Source organism: Streptomyces sp. NPDC048718, from assembly GCF_043198875.1.
Classification (GTDB): Bacteria; Actinomycetota; Actinomycetes; order Streptomycetales; family Streptomycetaceae; genus Streptomyces.
Genome location: NZ_JBICVG010000004.1, coordinates 463,790 through 483,534 on the forward strand (window position 1 = coordinate 463,790; position 19,745 = coordinate 483,534).

The window sequence follows — 19,745 nt, forward strand, 5'->3', positions numbered from 1 at the left end:
GGGCGCGCGCGTCACCCGGCTCTCTTCGCGAAGGGGCCCGGAGCGGTACGAGACCGGACACGTCCGGTACGGCACCGCGCCGGGCCCCTTCGGCGTATCCGGGAGCTTCGCCCCCCCCGTGTCCCGGCAGCCCACCCGCCCGCTCGCACGGACGACCCGCACGGACGGCTCGGACCGTGTGGACCGCCCGAGCGCCGCCCGCCCGGCCGGCCCTTGTCGCCCGCGGCCCGTCCGCGCCGCCCGTCATGCCGGAAACGCCCGGTTCGCCGATACTGGGGCCACTGCCGGACCCCGGGCCCGTCCTCCGTACGAGGCGGGGCCCCGCGAGCCCGGTGCGACCCGAAGAGACCGGACCCAGGCCCCGAGGAGACACCCGTGGCCAACCCCGTACCCCCGCGCGACCGGACCGATCAGCCCTGGCGCTCGGAAGGGGCACCGCCGCCCCCGCCACCCCGGCGGAAGATGCCCGGCGGCTGGGGCGCCGTCATCCTCGTCGCCCTCATCGTCTACCTCGTCACCAACCTGGTCCTGTCCTTCTTCAACCACGGCGACGAGGCGACCATCTCGTACACCGAGTTCAGCAAACAGGTCGCCGCCGGCAACGTCTCCATGATCTATTCCAAGGGCGACGCCATCCAGGGCGAGCTGAAGAAGGCCCAGCCCGTCCCCGACGACGGCAAGGGCGACTACACCAAGTTCCAGACCCAGCGCCCGGCCTTCGCCGACGACAAGCTGTGGGACGAACTCACCCGGCAGCACGTCACCGTCACCGCCAAACCGGTCGTCGAGGAACGCAGCTTCCTCGCCAACCTGCTCCTCTCGCTCGCGCCGATGCTGCTCCTGGTTCTGCTGTGGGTGTTCATCGCCCGCCGGATGAGCACCGGATTCGGCGGCGCGGGTGGCGGCATGCTCGGCCGCAAGGCCCCGCCCAAACCCGTCGAGCTCGAAGGCGGCAAACGCACCACCTTCGACGACGTCGCCGGCATCGACGAGGTCGAAGGGGAACTCAACGACGTCGTCGACTTCCTGAAGAACCCCGCCGCCTACCGCGCGATGGGCGCCAAGATGCCCCGCGGCGTCCTGCTCGCCGGACCGCCCGGAACCGGCAAGACCCTCCTCGCCCGCGCCGTCGCGGGGGAGGCCGGCGTGCCGTTCTTCTCCGCCTCCGCCTCCGAGTTCATCGAGATGATCGTCGGCGTCGGCGCCTCCCGCGTCCGCGAGCTCTTCGCCGAGGCCCGCAAGGTCGCCCCCGCGATCGTCTTCATCGACGAGATCGACACCATCGGCCGCGCCCGCGGCGGCGGCGCCGGCATGGGCGGCCACGACGAACGCGAGCAGACCCTCAATCAGATCCTCACCGAGATGGACGGCTTCACCGGCTCCGAAGGCGTCATCGTGCTCGCCGCCACCAACCGCTCCGACGTCCTCGACCCGGCCCTCACCCGCCCCGGCCGCTTCGACCGGGTCGTCCACGTCAACCCGCCCGACCGGGGCGGCCGCGAGGCGATCCTGCGGATCCACACCCGCGAGATCCCCCTGGCGCGCGACGTCGACCTGGCCCATGTCGCCAAGACCACCCCCGGCATGACCGGCGCCGAGCTCGCCAACCTCGCCAACGAGGCCGCCCTGCTCGCCGTCAAGCGCCGCCAGCAGGTCGTCACCCAGTCCGATCTCTCCGACGCCCTGGAGAAAGTCCAGCTCGGGGCCGAACGCCCGCTCGTCATGCCCGACGAGGAACGCCGCCGCACCGCGTACCACGAGAGCGGCCACGCCCTGCTCGGCATGCTCCAGCCCGGCGCCGACCCCGTCCGCAAGATCACCATCGTGCCCCGCGGCCGCGCCCTCGGCGTCACCCTGTCCACCCCCGAGGGCGACAAGTACGCCTACACCGAGGAGTACCTGCGCGGCCGGATCATCGGCGCGCTGGGCGGCATGGCCGCCGAACAGGTCGTTTTCGGTGTCGTCACGACGGGCGCCGAGAGCGACCTGGAGCAGGTCACGAGCATCGCCCGGGGCATGGCCGGCCGCTGGGGCATGAGCGAGCGCGTCGGCCGCCTCACCGCCATCCCCGCCGATGCCCAGCAGGCGTACGGGCTCTCCGCCGCGCCCGCCACCCTCGACCGGGTCGACGCCGAGATGCGCCGCATCGTCGACGAGTGCTACGAGAGCGCCGTACGCCAGTTGCGCGAGCACCGCGACAAGCTCGACGCCCTCGCCGCGGCCCTGCTGGAGAACGAGACCCTGGAGGAGGCCGCGGCCTACCGGGCGGCCGGTATCCCCCGGCTCGCCAAGGACACTTCCTGAGGAGGCTCGTTCGTCGTCGGCCTTCTTCGGCGGCCGACCACGTTTCGTGGCCCCCGATCACGATTCCCGGGCGCGACTCCCGGTCGCCGGCCCCTGATCACGGTCGGCAGCGTCCGGAAATCGGACGTCCCAGGACGGTATCCGGCCAGCTTCGCGCGGAGACGCGGGGCCGGTGCCCGAAGTCGGGCAGGGAAGCGGTACTGTCCCTTCCACGTCTGCCCGGCGCGCGTGACATGCCCGCGCGCCAGGGTGTATGCGCCTGCCTATGCGTCGAACGCACCGGCCCCCACACATCCGTACCGACTGACGGGTACGTGCAAAATATTTGAGTTGCCCCGGAATGGAACCCGGAAGGCGTCCGGCTCGTTGTATCCGACGTGAGCACGACACCACCTGTTCTCGCCGCAGAGCTGGCACAGGCGTGGTCCGACATTCAACGGAACCACCCCGAGCTGCCGGACCTTGCCGCGCCCGAGTCCCTGATCGGAGAGTCGTCGTCCGCCTGTGGCGCCGAACTCTCCTTCGAACGACTGCTTCACGAGGCAGTCCACGGCATCGCCGCCGCCAGAGGTGTCCGCGACACCTCCCGCGCCGGCCGCTACCACAACCGCAGATTCCTCGCGATCGCCGAGGAGCTGGGCCTCGACCATCCCGAGGAGCCGCACGCCAGTAGCGGCTTCTCCCTGGTCACGCTCAACGCCGAGGCGCGCCGCCGCTACCGGCCCACCATCGAGCGGCTCCAGCGCGCGCTCAAGGCGCACACGGTCGCGACCGCCGCCGATACCAAGCGCTCCTTCCGCGGACCGGCCGCCCGGCACGGTTCCTCGGGCGGCGGCGTACGGGTCAAGGCCGTCTGCGACTGCGGGCGCAACGTACGCGTGGTGCCCTCGGTGCTCGCCCAGGCGCCGATCGTCTGCGGCGGCTGCGGCAAGCCCTTCCGAATTCCGGAGACCGTGGGCGCCGCGAGCTGACCCCGCCGCGTGTGGCACAATGGACAGCTGTACTCGACAGTCGCACAGGACCCCTCTCTCCTCCGGCTGACGCGTCCATCGGGCACTCGGGTACCACAACCCCACGTGGCATCCCGTCCGGTGCCCTACCACGTCAAGTTCAGGAGACACCACTCCAGTGGCAGTCAAGATCAAGCTCAAGCGCCTCGGCAAGATCCGCCAGCCGCACTACCGCATCGTCGTCGCCGACTCCCGCACCCGTCGTGACGGTCGCGCGATCGAGGAGATCGGCCTCTACCACCCGACGTACAACCCGTCGCGTATCGAGGTCGACTCCGAGCGTGCGCAGTACTGGCTGTCCGTCGGCGCCCAGCCGACCGAGCCGGTTCTCGCCATCCTGAAGCTCACCGGCGACTGGCAGAAGGCCAAGGGCCTCCCCGCCCCGGAGAAGCCGCTGCTCGCCCCGGCGACCAAGGAAGCCAAGCGCGCCACCTTCGACGAGTTCGCGAAGGCTCTCGAGGGCGACGAGGCCAAGGGTGAGGCCATCACCCCGAAGGCCAAGAAGGCCGACAAGAAGGCGGACGAGGCCTCCGAGGCCGAGTCCACCGAGTCGACCGAGGCCTGATCATGCTCGAGGAGGCTCTCGAGCACCTCGTCAAAGGCATCGTCGAAAACCCCGACGACGTGCAGGTAGCCTCGCGCAACCTGCGTCGCGGCCGCGTTCTCGAGGTCCGGGTTCACCCCGAAGACCTCGGCAAGGTGATCGGCCGCAACGGCCGCACCGCGCGTGCGCTGCGCACCGTCGTGGGTGCCATCGGCGGTCGTGGTATCCGAGTCGACCTCGTCGACGTGGACCAGGCCCGCTGAAGTTTTGACACCGGCACGGGCCGGGGAGGGCATGCCGCCCTCCCCGGCCCGTTGCCGTACGACAGGAGAGTTCACCAGTGCAGTTGGTAGTCGCTCGGATCGGCCGTGCCCACGGCATCAAGGGCGAGGTCACCGTCGAGGTGCGGACCGACGAGCCCGAGCTGCGGCTCGGACCCGGCGCCGTCCTGCACACGGACCCGGCCTCCGCCGGGCCGCTCACCATCGAGACCGGCCGGGTGCACAGCGGCCGGCTGCTGCTCCGTTTCGCGGGTGTGACCGACCGCAACGGGGCCGAGGCCCTGCGCAACATCCTTCTCATCGCCGACGTCGACCCCGACGAGCTGCCCGAGGAGGAGGACGAGTACTACGACCACCAGCTGGTCGACCTCGACGTCGTCCTCGCCGACGGCACCGAGATCGGTGTGATCACGGAGATCTCCCACCTGCCGTCCCAGGACCTCTTCATCGTCGAGCGGCCCGACGGCACCGAGGTGATGATCCCCTTCGTCTCGGAGATCGTCACCGAGATCGACCTGGAGAACCAGCGCGCCGTCATCGCCCCGCCGCCCGGACTCATCGACGAGCGTGAGGCCGTCGTCGCCTCGCAGCGCGACGCCGAGGCGGAGGCAAAGACCGCTTCCGAGGGTGACGCGGAGGCCGAAGCCGAAGCCGAGACCGGCAATGGAGACGGTGCCGAGGGGCGTACGTCCGGTGAGGACGCGTCCTGATGCGCCTCGACGTCGTCACGATCTTCCCCGAGTACCTCGAACCGCTGAACGTCTCGCTCGTCGGCAAGGCCCGCGCCCGCGGCCAGCTCGACGTCCATGTCCACAACCTGCGCGACTGGACGTACGACCGGCACAACACGGTCGACGACACCCCGTACGGCGGCGGCCCCGGTATGGTCATGAAGACCGGCCCCTGGGGCGACGCCCTCGACCAGACCCTCGCCGACGGCTACGAGTCCGGCGCCCGCGGTCCGGCCATCGTCGTCCCCACGCCCAGCGGCCGGCCCTTCACCCAGGAACTCGCCGTCGAGCTCTCCGAGCGGCCCTGGCTGATCTTCACGCCCGCCCGCTACGAGGGCATCGACCGCCGGGTCATCGACGAGTACGCCACCCGGATGCCGGTCTACGAGGTCTCCATCGGCGACTACGTCCTGGCCGGCGGCGAGGCCGCCGTCCTCGTCGTCACCGAGGCCGTCGCCCGGCTGCTGCCCGGTGTCCTCGGCAACGCCGAGTCGCACCAGGACGACTCCTTCGCCCCCGGCGCCATGGCGAACCTGCTCGAAGGCCCCGTCTACACCAAGCCGCCGGAGTGGCGCGGGCGCGAGATCCCGGACGTCCTGCTCAGCGGGCACCACGGGAAGATCGCCCGCTGGCGCCGCGACGAGGCGTTCCGCCGTACCGCCGCCAACCGTCCGGACCTCATCGAGCGCTGCGACCCCGCCGCCTTCGACAAGAAGGACCGCGAGACCCTCTCCATCCTCGGCTGGGCCCCCGAGCCCGGCGGCCGATTTTGGCGCAGGCCCGGGGCCGTGGAAGAATAGGGCGCTGTCGTACGTCCGGCGCGCGCCCCTGCCACAGGGGGAACGACGCCCGCCAGGGCCGCGGCATCTCCAAACCATTCGTACGTACCGCTGATGACCTGTGGCATCGGCGAGGAAAGAGACCTCCATGGCCTCCCTGCTCGACCAGATCAACGCCGGTTCCCTGCGTTCCGACGTCCCGGCCTTCCGTCCGGGTGACACCGTGAACGTCCACGTTCGCGTCATCGAGGGCAGCCGCTCCCGTATCCAGCAGTTCAAGGGTGTCGTCATCCGCCGTCAGGGCTCGGGCGTCTCCGAGACCTTCACGGTCCGCAAGGTCTCCTTCTCCGTCGGCGTCGAGCGCACCTTCCCGGTGAACAGCCCGATCTTCGAGAAGATCGAGCTCGTCTCCCGCGGTGACGTCCGTCGCGCCAAGCTCTACTACCTCCGTGAGCTGCGCGGCAAGGCCGCCAAGATCAAGGAGAAGCGCGACAACTGAGCCGGGATCCACAGGGTGGCGGGATAAGCTCTGCCCCCGATGGACACCGCAGCACAGCACACGGAGCGCGATCGCTCCTCCGACGAGGAGGAGCGATCGCGCTCCGCGCGCGTTCCGGGCCCGGAAGGGGCCGGTCGCGACGGTAAGGGAGTACCCGTCGGCAGCGAGAGGCACGACGCTTCGGGGGAGCGTGACGATACGGGCGAACACGACGGCGCGGCGGAGCGCGACGGTACGCCGGAGCGCGACGGTACGGACCCGGAGGAGCCCGACGAAGGCGGCGCCGGGACATCCGGGCCGCTGACCTGGCGGCGCACCGGACTCATCGGCATCGCCTACATGGTCCTCCTGCTGCTGTTCAGCCACTTCGTCCTCCAGCCCTTCCTGGTGCCCAGCGGCTCGATGGAGCCCACGTTCCAGGTCGGCGACCGGATCCTGGTCAACAAGCTGGCGTACCGTTTCGGCGACGAGCCGCGCCGAGGTGACGTCGTCGTCTTCGACGGCACCGGATCCTTCCTCCAGGAACAGCCCGCCGGAAACCCGGTCACGGGCGCCCTGCACGCCGCCGCGGCGGCCCTCGGCCTCGCCGGGCCGGACGAGACCGACTTCGTGAAGCGGGTCGTCGGCACCGGTGGAGACCGGGTGGTCTGCTGCGACAAGGACGGCCGGATCAGCGTCAACGGCGTACCCGTGCGCGAGACCGGATACGTGATGTTCGGCGACCAGCCGTCCCACGTGCCCTTCGACATCGTGGTCCCCGAGGGCACCCTGTGGGTGATGGGCGACCACCGCAGCCAGTCCAGCGACTCCCGTGACCACCTGGGTCAGCCGGGCGGCGGAATGGTCCCGGTCGACATGGTCGTGGGGCGCGCCGACTGGATCGGCTGGCCCTTCGGCCGCTGGTCCACCGTGCCCCGTACGGACGCGTTCGACGCCGTGCCCGCGTGGACGGCGAGCCGGCAGGGGCACGCGGGAAGCACGGACGTAAACGGGGACGTAAACGGCGACGTCAGCGGGAACGGGGACGCAAGCGGGAACGGGACCGCTGGATCCGGGAACACCGGGGCCGAGAGCGCCGGTGCCGGGGGTGGTCATGGGTAGCCGGGGCCGGCCCACGACCGGCCGGGGCCGGGGACACGACGGCGGAGCAGACGGTACGGACAGCGCCGAGGACGAGACCCGTACGCCACCGGGCCGCGCCGAGCGCCGGCGTGTCGCCCGCAAGGTCCAGCGGCGCCGGCAGCGCTCCACCGTCCGGGAGATCCCGGTCCTCGTCGGGGTCGCCGTCCTCATCGCCCTCGTCCTGAAGACTTTCCTGGTGCAGGCGTTCGTGATCCCCTCCGGCTCCATGGAGCAGACGATCCGGATCGGCGATCGGGTCCTGGTCGACAAACTGACCCCGTGGTTCGGCTCCACGCCGCAGCGCGGCGACGTCGTCGTCTTCCAGGACCCCGGCGACTGGCTCGGCCACGAGACCGCCCCGTCCGCCGATCCGGTCGGCGTCAAGCAGCTCAAGCAGGCCCTGACCTTCATCGGACTCATGCCGTCGGCCGACGAGCGCGACCTGATCAAAAGGGTCGTCGCGGTGGGCGGCGACACCGTGAAGTGCTGCGGCGACGACGGGCGGATCACCGTCAACGGCGTCCCGCTGGACGAGCCGTATCTGCACCCGGGCAACGCGCCCTCGAAGATTCCCTTCGAGGTCACGGTCCCGAAGGGCCGGATCTTCGTGATGGGCGACCACCGTGCCGACTCCGCCGACTCCCGCTACCACCTCGACGAGCCGGAACACGGCACCGTCTCCGAGGAACAGGTCGTCGGCCGGGCCGTCGTCATCGCCTGGCCGATCGGCCACTGGCGGCGACTGGAACGGCCCGTGGCCTTCGACTCCGTACCGCGGGCGGCGACCGCGCCGTCACCAGGGGTGTCGCATACTGTGTCCCCGGTGTCCCCGCGACATGTCAACGGAATACCCGGGCTCCCGACCCCGGCGGAACTTCTGCTCGTTATGGGAGTGGTGGGCCTGTCCCTGTCCTGGGGCAGGCGATCGCATGGACTGAGGAGTGGAATGTGGGGGATGTGGCCGTCGGCGCACGACCCGGACACGGCGAGCCCGAGGACAGGCCGGAGCGGCCCGACCCGGCGGTGGCGGCCATGACCTCCGACCCCGCGGGGCAGCCCGGCTCCGGAGCCGAGGGCGAGGACGGTGGGAGCGAGAAGGGCCAGGAGAACCGGGAGAACGAGGAGAGTGGCGGCGACCGGGACCGGAACCAGCCGCGCTCGTTCTGGAAGGAACTCCCGCTGCTCATCGGCATCGCGCTCGTTCTCGCGCTGCTGATCAAGACCTTCCTTGTGCAGGCGTTCTCCATCCCCTCCGACTCGATGATGAACACCCTCCAGCGCGGCGACCGGGTCCTCGTCGACAAGCTCACGCCATGGTTCGGCTCCAAGCCCGAACGCGGCGAGGTCGTCGTCTTCCACGACCCGGGAGGCTGGCTGGAGGGTGCCGACACCCCCGAGCCCAACGCCGTGCAGAAGGTCCTCAGCTTCATCGGACTCATGCCGTCCGCCGAGGAGAAGGACCTCATCAAGCGGGTCATCGCGGTCGGCGGCGACACCGTCTCCTGCAAGGAGGGCGGCAAGGTCGTCCTCAACGGCAAGGAGCTCGACGAGAGTTCCTACCTCCGCCCCGGCACCGTGCCCTGCGACCCCGCCTTCGGCCCGGTGCACGTCCCCAAGGACCGCATCTGGGTCATGGGCGACAACCGGCAGAACTCCCTCGACTCGCGCTTCCACACGGAACTCCCCGGTGGCGGCACCGTCTCCAACGACGAGGTCGTCGGCCGTGCCGTGGTCGTCGCCTGGCCGGTCAACCGCTGGTCCACGCTGCCCATCCCGGCCACCTACGACCAGCCCGGCCTCGACAAGGCACTGGCCGCCGCCACTCCGGGCGCCCTGGGCCTCGCCGGAGCGCTGCCGCTGGTGCTGTGGCGGCGCAAGAAGCGCGCCGCCGGCCATACCGCCGAGTAGTGACCCGCGGGTAGGGTGCCGTCCCGGACCGTCGCACGGACGGTCCGGCGGACCATCCGAGGTGCCATGCCCATGAGCGACACACCGCCCACGAGCGCCGGCGAGGGGCGCGCGAGTGCCCCTTCGCGTACGAGTGCCCCTCCGCGCGCCGACCGTACGAGCCCTGCGAACCGCACGAGCCCTGCGAACCGCACGAGCTCCGCGAACCGTGCGGGCAACGGCCACGGCCGTCTCGGCAGCGTGCTGTCCGGACTGGCCGTGGCCCTCGGCTGCGTGCTCTTCCTCGGCGGATTCGCCGTCGCGGCCTTCCTCTACCGGCCGTACTCCGTCCCCACGGACTCGATGGCCCCGACCCTCGACGTCGGCTCCAAGGTCCTGGCCCAGCGCGTCGACGGCACCGACATCCGACGCGGCGACGTCGTCGTCTTCGACGACCCGCTGTGGGCGAACGTCCCCATGGTGAAGCGGGTCGTCGCGGTCGGCGGCGACACCGTAGCCTGCTGCGGCAAGGCCGGCCGCCTCACCGTCAACGGCACCCCTGTCGACGAGCCGTACCTGGCTCCCGACACCCTGCCCTCGACCGGGCAGCCGTTCTCCGTGACCGTCCCCGCCGGGAAACTCTTCCTCCTCGGCGACGACCGGCGCACCTCCCTCGACTCCCGCGCGCACCTTGAGGAGGCGGGTCAGGGCACCGTGGCCGTCTCCGCCGTTACCGCGCGCGTGGACGCCGTCGTATGGCCCGCCAAGGGAGTCCTGGCCCCGCCCACCGGCTTCGAGGCCCTGCCCGGCGGCATCTCCCGGCCGGGACCCATCGCCTCGCTCTTCTACGCGGTCGTCGCAGGGTGTGTACTGATTCTGGCAGGGGCGGCGTACGGGCCGCTGGCCAAGCTCTTCGGCCCGAAGCAGAGGGCGACGGGGGAGGGGCGTCCCGGCGAGGGGGTGGTGAGGACATGACGGAGTCACCGGCGGACGACGTGCCTCCGGACGGTTCCGGTCCAGGCGCCGGAGGCGGCGCCGCGAGTGCCGCGAGTGCCCGAGTCTCGGGGACGGGCGCCGGTGCCGGCACCGGCCCGGGGGCGGCCGTGGGCGCGGACCCGGACACGGGTGGCGCCTCGGGCGCCCGCAGGGTCTCCCGGGTCATCCTCCTCGACCCCGCCGACCGCATCCTGCTCCTGCACGGCCACGAACCCGCCGACCCCACTGTGACCTGGTGGTTCACCCCCGGTGGCGGCCTGGAGGGCGACGAGAACCATGAGCAGGCCGCGCTGCGCGAACTCGCCGAGGAGACCGGGGTCACCGATGTCCGGCTCGGCCCCGTGCTCTGGCGCCGCCGCTGCTCCTTCCCCTTCGACGGCCGCCGCTGGGACCAGGACGAGTGGTACTACCTGGCCCGCACCACGCAGACCGCCACCGCCCTCGCCGCCCTCACCGAACTGGAGGTCCGCAGCGTCGACGGCCTGCGCTGGTGGACCTCCGCCGAACTGTCGGCGGCCCATGAGACGGTGTACCCCGACAGACTCGCCGAGCTGCTGCAGCGGCTGCTCGACGAAGGACCCCCGCGTACGCCGATCGTCCTCGCCCCGGAAATCGTTTAGGGACAGGGGAGACTGGCGCACAATAGGGGGACGCACGGCTGAAGGGGAACATGCCATGAGCGCCGAGGACCTCGAGAAGTACGAGACCGAGATGGAGCTGAAGCTCTACCGGGAGTACCGCGACGTCGTCGGCCTGTTCACCTACGTGATCGAGACCGAGCGCCGCTTCTACCTCACCAACGACTACGAGATGCAGGTGCACTCCGTCCAGGGAGAGGTGTTCTTCGAGGTCTCCATGGCCGACGCCTGGGTCTGGGACATGTACCGGCCGGCCCGCTTCGTGAAACAGGTCCGCGTCCTGACCTTCAAGGACGTGAACATCGAGGAACTCAACAAGAGCGACCTCGAACTCCCCGGCAGCTGAGCCCCGGTGGGGCCGCGCGAGCGGTGACCCGCCCGACCAGGCGACCTGGTGACCGGGTGAGCTGGTGGCCCGGGCGGCCCGGCGCCCCCGGGATGGACCCGGGCCGGAACCGGGCCGTCCGGCCTGTCCGTACGCCGTTCTCGCCGTCGCCGAGCACCGCCCCGGTCCACCCGTGTGAGTGACCAGGTTTTCCACAACCGGCCCCCTGTCCACAGCCGCGCACACGCATCGTCACGATGCGTCACAGTCGGTGCCGGAGGTGGTACCGCATGAACGCGACCCAAGCACTCGGGCGTTACGGAGAAGAACTCGCCGCCCGCACCCTCACCACGGCAGGCCTGCACGTCCTCGCCAGGAACTGGCGCTGCGGCCGGACCGGGGAGATCGACATCGTCGCCCGCGACGGGGACACCCTCGTCGTCTGCGAGGTCAAGACCCGCCGCGAAGGCCCATTCGAACACCCCATGGCGGCCGTCACGCCGCGCAAGGCCGAACGGCTGCGCCACCTGGCCGCCTGCTGGCTCCACCGGTACGGCGCGCCACCGGGCACACCGCCCGCACCCGGCACCACGCCTGGAACTCCCGCCGAAAATCCGGCCGGTGGGCTTTCGACCGGTGCCCGTGCCCGTGTGGGTGCCGGTGCCGGTGCCGGTGCCGGTGCGGGTGTGGGTGTGGGTGTGGGTTCCGTCCGTATCGACCTGGTCGGTGTCGTCTTGCCCCGCCGCGGCGCACCCGTCGTCACCCACGCCCGGGGGATCGCCTGATGGGATTCGCCCGCACCTGCTCCGTCGCCCTCGTCGGCGTCGAAGGCGTCGTCGTCGAGGTCCAGGCCGACCTCGAACCCGGTGTCGCCGCCTTCACCCTCGTCGGACTCCCCGACAAGAGCCTCAGCGAGAGCCGCGACCGCGTCCGCGCCGCCATCGTCAACTCCGAGGCCGAATGGCCGCAGAAGAAGATCACCGTAGGGCTCAGCCCCGCCTCCGTGCCCAAGGCGGGTTCCGGCTTCGACCTCGCCGTGGCCACGGCCCTGCTCGCGGCCGCCGAACGCATCGACCCCGATGCCATCGCCGACCTCGTCCTCATCGGCGAACTCGGCCTCGACGGCCGGGTCCGCCCGGTCCGAGGCATCCTGCCCGCCGTCCTCGCCGCCGCCGAGGCCGGCTACCGCCAGGTCGTCGTCCCCGAACAGACCGCCGGCGAAGCCGCCCTGGTCCCCGGTGTCTCCGTCCTCGGCATCCGCAGCCTGCGCCAGCTCATCGCCGTCCTCACCGGCGAGCCCGTCCCCGACGAACCACCCCGCGAGGAAGGCCGCCCCGACCCCATGCTCGCCGGACTCCTCCTCCCCGGCGCCGGGGCGGGCACCGGCCTCGCCGCCGACACCCGGCCCGACCTCGCCGACGTCGCCGGACAGCACACCGCCCGCCGCGCCCTCGAAATCGCCGCCGCCGGCGGACACCACCTCTACCTCAGCGGCCCACCCGGCGCCGGAAAGACCATGCTCGCCGAACGGCTCCCCGGCATCCTGCCGCCCCTCACCCGCCAGGAATCCCTCGAAGCCACCGCCGTCCACTCCGTCGCCGGCATCCTGCCGCCCGGCGAACCCCTCGTCCGCCACCCGCCCTACTGCGCACCCCACCACTCCGCGACCACGCAGTCCCTTGTCGGCGGAGGCAACGGACTGCCCCGTCCCGGCGCCGTCTCCCTCGCCCACAACGGCGTACTTTTTCTGGACGAGTGCCCGGAGTTCAGCGTCAAAGCACTCGACGCCCTCCGCCAGCCCCTCGAATCCGGCCATGTCATCGTCGCCCGCGCCGCCGGCGTCGTCCGCCTCCCCGCCCGCTTCCTCCTCGTCCTCGCCGCCAACCCCTGCCCCTGCGGACGCCACACCCGCTACGGCACCGGCTGCGAATGCCCGTCCGCCGTCATCCGCCGCTACCAGGCCCGTCTCTCCGGCCCGCTCCTCGACCGGGTCGACCTCCGGGTCGAAGCCGAACCCGTCACCCGCTCGGACCTCCTCGCCCACGGCCCCCGCGGTGAACCCAGCAGCACCGTCGCCGCCCGCGTCCGCGAAGCCCGCGACCGGGCCGCCGTCCGCCTCGCCGACACCCCGTGGACCGTCAACAGCGCCATCCCCGGCCATGCGCTGCGCACCCGCTTCCACTCCACCCCGGGCGCCCTCGCCGCAGTCGAACACGACCTCGAACGCGGTCTGCTCACCGCCCGCGGACTCGACCGGGTCCTCCGGGTCGCCTGGACCGTCGCCGACCTCGCCGGACACGACCGCCCCACCGCCGACGACCTCGCGCTCGCCCTCGAACTCCGCACCGGCATCGCCCGAGGCGTACCCGCTGCCACAGGGGGGCGGTCATGACCGACAGCGACAGGGGAGTGGACACGACCACCAACCGGAACTCCCACGAGGCGCAACGCCTCGCCCGCGCCGCCCTCACCCACATCGTCGAACCCGGTGACGAACACGCCGGCCGCGCCCTGCGCCACCACGGACCCGTCGACCTCCTGCGCCTTCTCACCGAGCCGTCGGACCAGCCGCAACTCCCCGGCACAGGCACAGGCACAGGCACGGACCCGGACACAGGCCCAGGCAGAGGTGCAGGCGCAGGACCAGGCCCAGGCCCAGGGCCGGCGTACGAACCAGGCGCCGAGCGCGAGTTCCCCGGCATCAGCCCCCGGCGCGTCGCCGGCTGGCGCCGCCGCGCCCGTACCGCCGCCCCCGCACGCGACCTCGACCACATCGCCCGCGCCGGCGGACGTTTCCTCATCCCCGGCGACCCCGAATGGCCCCGTCAACTCGACGATCTCGGCGACACCCGCCCCCTCGGCCTCTGGGTCCGCGGCCCCGCCGACCTTCGTACCTGGGCCCTGCGTTCCGTCGCCGTCGTCGGCGCCCGCGCCTGCACCCCGTACGGAGCCCACGTCGCCGCCACCCTCGCCGCCGGACTCGCCGAACGCGGCTGGGTCGTCGTCTCCGGAGCCGCCTACGGGGTCGACGCGGCCGCCCACCGAGGCGCCCTCGGCTCCGGCGGCGCCACCGTCGCCGTACTCGCCTGCGGAGTCGACGTCCCCTACCCCAGAGGCCACGCCCAGCTCCTCGCCCGCGTCGCCGAACAGGGCCTCGTCGTCGGCGAACTCCCACCCGGCGGCCACCCCACCCGCAGCCGCTTCGTCCTGCGCAACCGGGTCATCGCCGCCCTCACCCGAGGCACCGTCGTCGTCGAAGCCCCCTACCGCAGCGGCTCCCTCGTCACCGCCCGCGCCGCGGCGAGCCTCGGCCGCCACACCATGGGCGTCCCCGGACCCGTCACCAGCGGACTGTCCGCGGGCGTCCACGAACTCCTGCGCGGCGAAGCCACCCTCGTCACCGACGCCGCCGACGTCATCGAACTCGTCGGCGACATCGGCGAGCTCGCCCCACCCCGCCGGGGCCCCGTCCTGCCCCGCGACCTCCTCGCCCCCGACACCGCCCGCGTCCTCGAAGCCCTCCCCGGCCACCACGCCGCGCCCCTCGCCGACATCGCCACCCGCGCCGGCACCCACCCCGACCACACCCTCGCCAAACTGTACGAACTCCACTCCCTCGGGTTCGTCGAACGACAGCAGGACGAATGGCGGTTGACGAACAGGCGAACCGAACCCTCGAACGCCCGGCATGGCGGTACTTGACCCGGAGCATTCGGGTGAAAAGGTGACGTCGATGAGCAAGCGAGTTCTCCCGGCCGCACCCGAGGGGCCGACCCGCGCCACGGCCCCCCGTCGAAGACCTGGACGACGACGGCAACCCGGACCGGCGCCATCCACCGCTGTGCGCACACCGCGACCGCGCACTCACGCTACGCTCACGAAGTTCCCCCGCCGCCCGACCCCCGAACCGCCCTCTCCGCACCCGACAGCAGAACGGCTCAAGGCAACGCATGCCCCAGCACACCTCCGGGTCTGACCGCGCTGCGGTGCCCCCAGCAGCCCGGGGCACCGTGCGACCGCCCGCGCCCACCACACTCGACGAGCTGTGGCGCTCGTACAAGGACACCGGCGACGAACGGCTGCGGGAACAGCTGATCCTGCACTACTCACCCCTCGTCAAATACGTCGCCGGACGCGTCAGCGTCGGCCTCCCGTCCAACGTCGAGCAGGCCGACTTCGTCTCCTCCGGAGTCTTCGGACTCATCGACGCCATCGAGAAGTTCGACGTCGAGCGCTCCATCAAGTTCGAGACCTACGCCATCACCCGCATCCGCGGCGCCATGATCGACGAACTCCGCGCCCTCGACTGGATCCCCCGCTCCGTCCGCCAGAAGGCCCGCAACGTCGAACGCGCCTACGCCACCCTCGAAGCACAGCTCCGGCGCACCCCCTCCGAAGCCGAAGTCGCCGACGAGATGGGCATCCCGCTCGAAGAACTCCACGCCGTCTTCAGCCAGTTGTCCCTGGCCAACGTGGTCGCCCTCGAGGAACTCCTGCACGTCGGCGGCGAGGGCGGCGACCGGCTCTCCCTCATGGACACCCTTGAGGACACCGCCGCCGACAACCCGGTCGAGGTCGCCGAGGACCGCGAACTGCGCCGGCTCCTGGCCCGCGCCATCAACACCCTTCCCGAGCGCGAGAAGACCGTGGTCACCCTCTACTACTACGAGGGTCTGACCCTCGCCGAGATCGGCCATGTCCTCGGCGTCACCGAGAGCCGGGTCAGCCAGATCCACACCAAGTCCGTCCTCCAGCTCCGCGCCAAACTGGCCGACGTGGGCCGCTGACCCTTCGCGTCCGTCCGGTCGTACAGTGGATCCGTGCCCAGGATTCGAGCGGCCTCCGTGGCCGAGCACCGGACCATGCAGCGCGGCGCCCTCCTGGACGCCGCGCGCTCCCTGCTGTCCGAAGGCGGGACGGAGGCGCTGACCTTCCCCGCCCTCGCCGAGCGCACGGGCCTGGCCCGCTCCTCGGTCTACGAGTACTTCCGGTCCCGGGGGGCCGTCGTCGAGGAGCTGTGTGCCGTCGACTTCCCCGTCTGGGCCGCCGAGGTCGAAGTCGCCATGGCCGGCGCCGACACCGCCGAGGGCAAGGTCGAGGCGTACGTCCGCAAGCAGCTGGAACTGGTGGGGGACCGGCGCCACCGCGCGGTCGTCGCGATCTCCGCGAGCGAACTCGACGACGGCGCCCGGGAGAAGATCCGCGCCGCCCACGGCGGCCTCGTCACCATGATCGTCGACGCGCTCACGGCTCTGGGCCGCCCCCGGCCGCGCCTGGAGGCCATGCTGCTCCAGGGCGTCGTGGACGCCGCCGTCCGCCGCCTCGAACTCGGTGCCGCAGAGGACCCCGCCGCCATCACGGACGCGGCGGTCTCCATGGCCCTGGGCGGTATCCGCGGCGTCTGAGCCGCCCCGCCACGCCCTGAGGGGTGGCATGTCCCGGCCCCACCCCATCCTGGCCGAGGGCCGGCGTGCCTGCCCCGCCCTGGCTCGCCATTCTCGTCCGGCCCTGCCCGAGGACCGGCGCGCCTTGCCCCGTCCCGGCTCGTCTCCCTCGTCCGGCCGTGCCGCTCGGGCCGTAGGCCGGCGCGTGCCCGCGCCGGTTTCCGTGGGGCACCCGCAGAATGCCCGACGCGGGCGCTCACCTCGGCATCCGGAGCCTGGGCCGGCATTGGTTCCGGGACCGCAGCGGTTCCTTGAGCTGTTCTCGTGCGGGCTCCCCAGCGGGGCTCCCGCACCGGGCTCGCGTATCCGGATTGCCACAGGGAGGGGCCCCCACCCCCTCCCCCCACCCCCTCCCCTCCCACCGTTTTTCGTTGTGGTCGTGCGTGCGCGGGTCCGGTCAGTCCGGGGCGCGGCTCCAGAGCGGCAGCAGGCGGGACGGGCCCGTGCCCAGGAGGCGCAGCGGGTTCAGGTAGGTGTCGCCGCGCAGCAGGCCCCAGTGGAGGCAGGTCCGCGGACAGTGGGCGCCCTCGGTGACGTACGCGAGGACGTCGCCCGCGCGCACCGCGGCGCCGGCCGGGAGCAGCGGGTCCACGGGGCCGTAGGTGGTGTGCAGCGGCGGGAGGCCCGTCCCGGCGAGGGTCAGGGTGAGGACGCCGTGCCCGCCGACCTGTCCCGCGAACGCGACCGTGCCGGCGGCCGGGGCGTGGACCGGGGTGCCCGGTGGTGCGGCCAGGTCGACACCGCGATGGCCCGCCGCGTACGGGCCCGGTGGCGGTTCCCAGCCGCGCACGATCTCGGGGCGTGGTGGTCCCAGCGGCCAGGTGGCACGCCGTGGCGCCACAGGGGCGGGAGCGGGCGGGGGTGCGGTCAGGGGCAACAGGTGCGGTGGCGGAGGATGGGGTGGCGAGGGGAAAGGGCGGGTCAGGGGCAGAGCCCAGGGCAGGATCACGGACAGTGCCGTCGCGGTGACGATGTGCATGGTTCGAGAGTGCCCGAGCGGACGGGGCCGTGACCGGCGGCAGTGGAATCTGTGGATAACCACCGGCTTGTGGACAGCTCCGTCACCCGCTGCTCTCCCGGTCCCGTACACTTTCCATGGCGACCCGGGTCACCGGGTCGACTTCGCACGCCCCGCCACCGGTCCTCGTGACGGGTGGCAGCGCCTTTCGGTCCTTTGTGGCATGGCGCGTCGGGGCGTCAGGAAAACAACCGAGAAACCCAAGGAGATACGGCCATGGCCGTCGTCACGATGCGGGAGCTGCTGGAGAGCGGCGTCCACTTCGGTCACCAGACCCGTCGCTGGAACCCGAAGATGAAGCGCTTCATCTTCACCGAGCGCAACGGCATCTACATCATCGACCTGCTCCAGTCGCTGTCGTACATCGACCGCGCCTACGAGTTCGTCAAGGAGACCGTCGCGCACGGCGGCTCCATCATGTTCGTCGGTACGAAGAAGCAGGCCCAGGAGGCCATCGCCGAGCAGGCGACCCGCGTCGGCATGCCGTACGTGAACCAGCGCTGGCTGGGCGGCATGCTCACCAACTTCTCGACCGTCTACAAGCGTCTGCAGCGCCTCAAGGAGCTCGAGCAGATCGACTTCGAGGACGTGGCCGCCTCCGGCCTCACCAAGAAGGAGCTCCTGGTCCTCTCCCGCGAGAAGGCCAAGCTGGAGAAGACCCTTGGTGGTATCCGCGAGATGCAGAAGGTGCCGAGCGCCGTCTGGATCGTCGACACCAAGAAGGAGCACATCGCCGTCGGTGAGGCGCGCAAGCTCCACATCCCGGTCGTCGCGATCCTCGACACCAACTGTGACCCCGACGAGGTCGACTACAAGATCCCGGGCAACGACGACGCGATCCGCTCCGTCACCCTGCTCACCCGCGTGATCGCCGACGCCGTCGCCGAGGGCCTCATCGCCCGTTCCGGCGCCGCGACCGGCGACTCGAAGCCGGGCGAGAAGGCCGCCGGCGAGCCGCTCGCCGAGTGGGAGCGCGACCTGCTCGAGGGCGAGAAGAAGGCCGACGAGGCCGAGAAGCCGGCCGAGGCCGCTGCCGAGGCGCCCGCCGCCGAGGCCGAGGCTGTCGAGGCCCCCGCTGCCGAGGCCGAGGCCGAGGCTCCGGCCGCGGACGCCGAGCAGGCCTGATCCTCTTCAGGACCCTGAGGACCATCGGGTGACGACGGCGGGGGCTCACGAGGCCCCCGCCGTCCCCCGCTGGACCCGCCCGATCTTTCAGACTTCGAGAGAGAAACAGACTCATGGCGAACTACACCGCCGCTGACGTCAAGAAGCTCCGCGAGCTCACCGGCGCCGGCATGATGGACTGCAAGAAGGCCCTGGACGAGGCCGCCGGCGACGTCGACAAGGCCGTCGAGGCGCTGCGCATCAAGGGCCAGAAGGGTGTCGCCAAGCGCGAGGGCCGCTCCGCCGAGAACGGCGCCGTGGTCTCCCTCATCGCCGACGACAACACCTCCGGTGTCCTGGTCGAGCTGAAGTGCGAGACGGACTTCGTCGCCAAGGGTGAGAAGTTCCTCGCCGTCGCCGACGCGCTGGCCGCCCACGTCGCCGCCACCAAGCCGGCCGACCTCGCCGCCCTGCTCGCCTCCGAGATCGAGGCCGGCAAGACCGTCCAGGCGTTCGTCGACGAGGCCAACGCCAACCTCGGCGAGAAGATCGTCCTCGACCGCTTCGCGCAGTACGCCGACGGCTTCGTCTCCGCGTACATGCACCGCACGATGCCCGACCTGCCGCCGCAGATCGGTGTCCTCGTCGAGCTCGACAAGGAAGACGCCGCGGTCGCCAAGGGTGTCGCGCAGCACATCGCCGCGTTCGCCCCGAAGTACCTCTCCAAGGACGACGTCCCGGCCGAGGTCGTCGAGACCGAGCGTCGCGTCGCCGAGGAGACCACCCGCGCCGAGGGCAAGCCCGAGGCCGCGCTGCCGAAGATCGTCGAGGGTCGCCTCAACGGCTTCTTCAAGGACGCCACGCTGCTCGGTCAGCCGTACGCCCTTGACAACAAGAAGACCGTCCAGCAGATCCTGGACGAGGCCGGTGTCACCCTGAAGCGCTTCAGCCGCATCAAGGTCGGCATCTGAGTCCGTCCGTACGCGACGGACAACGGACCCGGTAGGGTCTGAGGCAGCCGCACCCGCTCGCGCGGGACGGCCGCAGATCTGACGAGGAGGCC

20 protein-coding genes and 1 pseudogene are annotated in these 19,745 nt (G+C 71.6%); 20 read left to right on the forward strand and 1 reads right to left on the reverse strand.

All coding sequences use genetic code 11. The features are described from left to right. Positions 1-375: 375 nt before the first annotated feature. The 18 genes and pseudogenes from ftsH (at position 376) to ACGFRB_RS10370 (ending at position 16,521) form a co-directional block, all read left to right on the forward strand. Positions 376-2,304, forward strand: coding sequence for an ATP-dependent zinc metalloprotease FtsH (gene ftsH, locus ACGFRB_RS10285; RefSeq protein ID WP_393241392.1), 1,929 nt, complete (start codon positions 376-378; stop codon positions 2,302-2,304). A gap of 377 nt (positions 2,305-2,681) precedes the next feature. After that, on the forward strand, positions 2,682-3,275 hold the full coding sequence (locus ACGFRB_RS10290; protein WP_363000890.1) for a hypothetical protein: 594 nt from the start codon (positions 2,682-2,684) through the stop codon (positions 3,273-3,275). Positions 3,276-3,432: 157 nt separating this feature from the next. Continuing rightward, positions 3,433-3,879 carry a 30S ribosomal protein S16 gene (gene rpsP / locus ACGFRB_RS10295; protein WP_363000888.1) on the forward strand — a complete coding sequence of 149 codons (447 nt, stop codon included), beginning with the start codon at positions 3,433-3,435 and terminating at the stop codon, positions 3,877-3,879. Positions 3,880-3,881: 2 nt separating this feature from the next. Continuing rightward, a complete protein-coding gene (locus tag ACGFRB_RS10300; RefSeq protein ID WP_361224686.1) occupies positions 3,882-4,121 on the forward strand; it encodes an RNA-binding protein in 240 nt (79 codons plus the stop codon). Positions 4,122-4,198: 77 nt separating this feature from the next. Continuing rightward, positions 4,199-4,849 (forward strand): ribosome maturation factor RimM, encoded by a 651-nt coding sequence (gene rimM, locus ACGFRB_RS10305; RefSeq protein WP_393241396.1) that lies wholly within the window; start codon positions 4,199-4,201, stop codon positions 4,847-4,849. Next, positions 4,849-5,670, forward strand: a complete 822-nt coding sequence (gene trmD / locus ACGFRB_RS10310; protein ID WP_393241399.1) for a tRNA (guanosine(37)-N1)-methyltransferase TrmD — start codon at positions 4,849-4,851, stop codon at positions 5,668-5,670. The genes rimM and trmD overlap by 1 nt, the downstream gene beginning before the upstream one ends. Positions 5,671-5,797: 127 nt before the next feature. Continuing rightward, complete coding sequence (gene rplS, locus ACGFRB_RS10315; RefSeq protein WP_361224677.1) at positions 5,798-6,148, forward strand: 50S ribosomal protein L19; 351 nt, start codon at positions 5,798-5,800, stop codon at positions 6,146-6,148. Between the two features lie 39 nt (positions 6,149-6,187). Then, complete coding sequence (gene lepB / locus ACGFRB_RS10320; RefSeq protein WP_393241403.1) at positions 6,188-7,249, forward strand: signal peptidase I; 1,062 nt, start codon at positions 6,188-6,190, stop codon at positions 7,247-7,249. Continuing rightward, positions 7,242-8,298, forward strand: a pseudogene (gene lepB / locus ACGFRB_RS10325) (signal peptidase I); the annotation flags it as partial. The gene lepB (ACGFRB_RS10320) and the pseudogene lepB (ACGFRB_RS10325), both read left to right, overlap by 8 nt. Continuing rightward, the gene (gene lepB, locus ACGFRB_RS10330; protein ID WP_393241577.1) at positions 8,228-9,178 is read left to right on the forward strand and encodes a signal peptidase I; all 951 of its coding nucleotides are present in this window, start codon (positions 8,228-8,230) and stop codon (positions 9,176-9,178) included. The pseudogene lepB (ACGFRB_RS10325) and the gene lepB (ACGFRB_RS10330), both read left to right, overlap by 71 nt. Positions 9,179-9,250: 72 nt before the next feature. Beyond that, complete coding sequence (lepB, locus tag ACGFRB_RS10335; protein WP_393241406.1) at positions 9,251-10,132, forward strand: signal peptidase I; 882 nt, start codon at positions 9,251-9,253, stop codon at positions 10,130-10,132. Positions 10,133-10,260: 128 nt separating this feature from the next. Then, a complete protein-coding gene (locus ACGFRB_RS10340; RefSeq protein ID WP_393241580.1) occupies positions 10,261-10,773 on the forward strand; it encodes an NUDIX hydrolase in 513 nt (170 codons plus the stop codon). Positions 10,774-10,828: 55 nt separating this feature from the next. Then, positions 10,829-11,137, forward strand: a complete 309-nt coding sequence (locus ACGFRB_RS10345) for a DUF2469 domain-containing protein (protein WP_359880697.1) — start codon at positions 10,829-10,831, stop codon at positions 11,135-11,137. Positions 11,138-11,406: 269 nt separating this feature from the next. Then, a complete protein-coding gene (locus ACGFRB_RS10350; RefSeq protein WP_393241410.1) occupies positions 11,407-11,901 on the forward strand; it encodes a YraN family protein in 495 nt (164 codons plus the stop codon). Further along, a complete protein-coding gene (locus ACGFRB_RS10355; protein ID WP_393241413.1) occupies positions 11,901-13,508 on the forward strand; it encodes a YifB family Mg chelatase-like AAA ATPase in 1,608 nt (535 codons plus the stop codon). Before ACGFRB_RS10350 ends, ACGFRB_RS10355 begins: the two co-directional genes overlap by 1 nt. Next, positions 13,505-14,818: a DNA-processing protein DprA gene (gene dprA / locus ACGFRB_RS10360; RefSeq protein ID WP_393241416.1), complete on the forward strand. Its 1,314-nt coding sequence runs from the start codon at positions 13,505-13,507 to the stop codon at positions 14,816-14,818. The genes ACGFRB_RS10355 and dprA overlap by 4 nt, the downstream gene beginning before the upstream one ends. A gap of 248 nt (positions 14,819-15,066) precedes the next feature. Further along, entirely contained in the window at positions 15,067-15,903 is an 837-nt protein-coding gene (gene whiG / locus ACGFRB_RS10365; RefSeq protein ID WP_363000874.1) for an RNA polymerase sigma factor WhiG, read from the forward strand. Between the two features lie 57 nt (positions 15,904-15,960). Next, a complete protein-coding gene (locus ACGFRB_RS10370) occupies positions 15,961-16,521 on the forward strand; it encodes a helix-turn-helix domain-containing protein (RefSeq protein ID WP_361225074.1) in 561 nt (186 codons plus the stop codon). 436 nt (positions 16,522-16,957) lie between these two features. Here ACGFRB_RS10370 and ACGFRB_RS10375 read toward each other — a convergent pair whose 3' ends face one another. Continuing rightward, complete coding sequence (locus tag ACGFRB_RS10375; RefSeq protein WP_393241420.1) at positions 16,958-17,350, reverse strand: M23 family metallopeptidase; 393 nt, start codon at positions 17,348-17,350, stop codon at positions 16,958-16,960. A gap of 444 nt (positions 17,351-17,794) precedes the next feature. On the opposite strand from ACGFRB_RS10375, the gene rpsB reads away from it, so the two are divergent. Together rpsB and tsf are read left to right on the forward strand one after the other, a co-directional pair. Continuing rightward, complete coding sequence (rpsB, locus tag ACGFRB_RS10380; RefSeq protein ID WP_393241423.1) at positions 17,795-18,703, forward strand: 30S ribosomal protein S2; 909 nt, start codon at positions 17,795-17,797, stop codon at positions 18,701-18,703. A 113-nt stretch (positions 18,704-18,816) separates the two neighbouring features. Continuing rightward, the gene (tsf, locus tag ACGFRB_RS10385; protein WP_361224653.1) at positions 18,817-19,653 is read left to right on the forward strand and encodes a translation elongation factor Ts; all 837 of its coding nucleotides are present in this window, start codon (positions 18,817-18,819) and stop codon (positions 19,651-19,653) included. Positions 19,654-19,745: the final 92 nt, after the last annotated feature.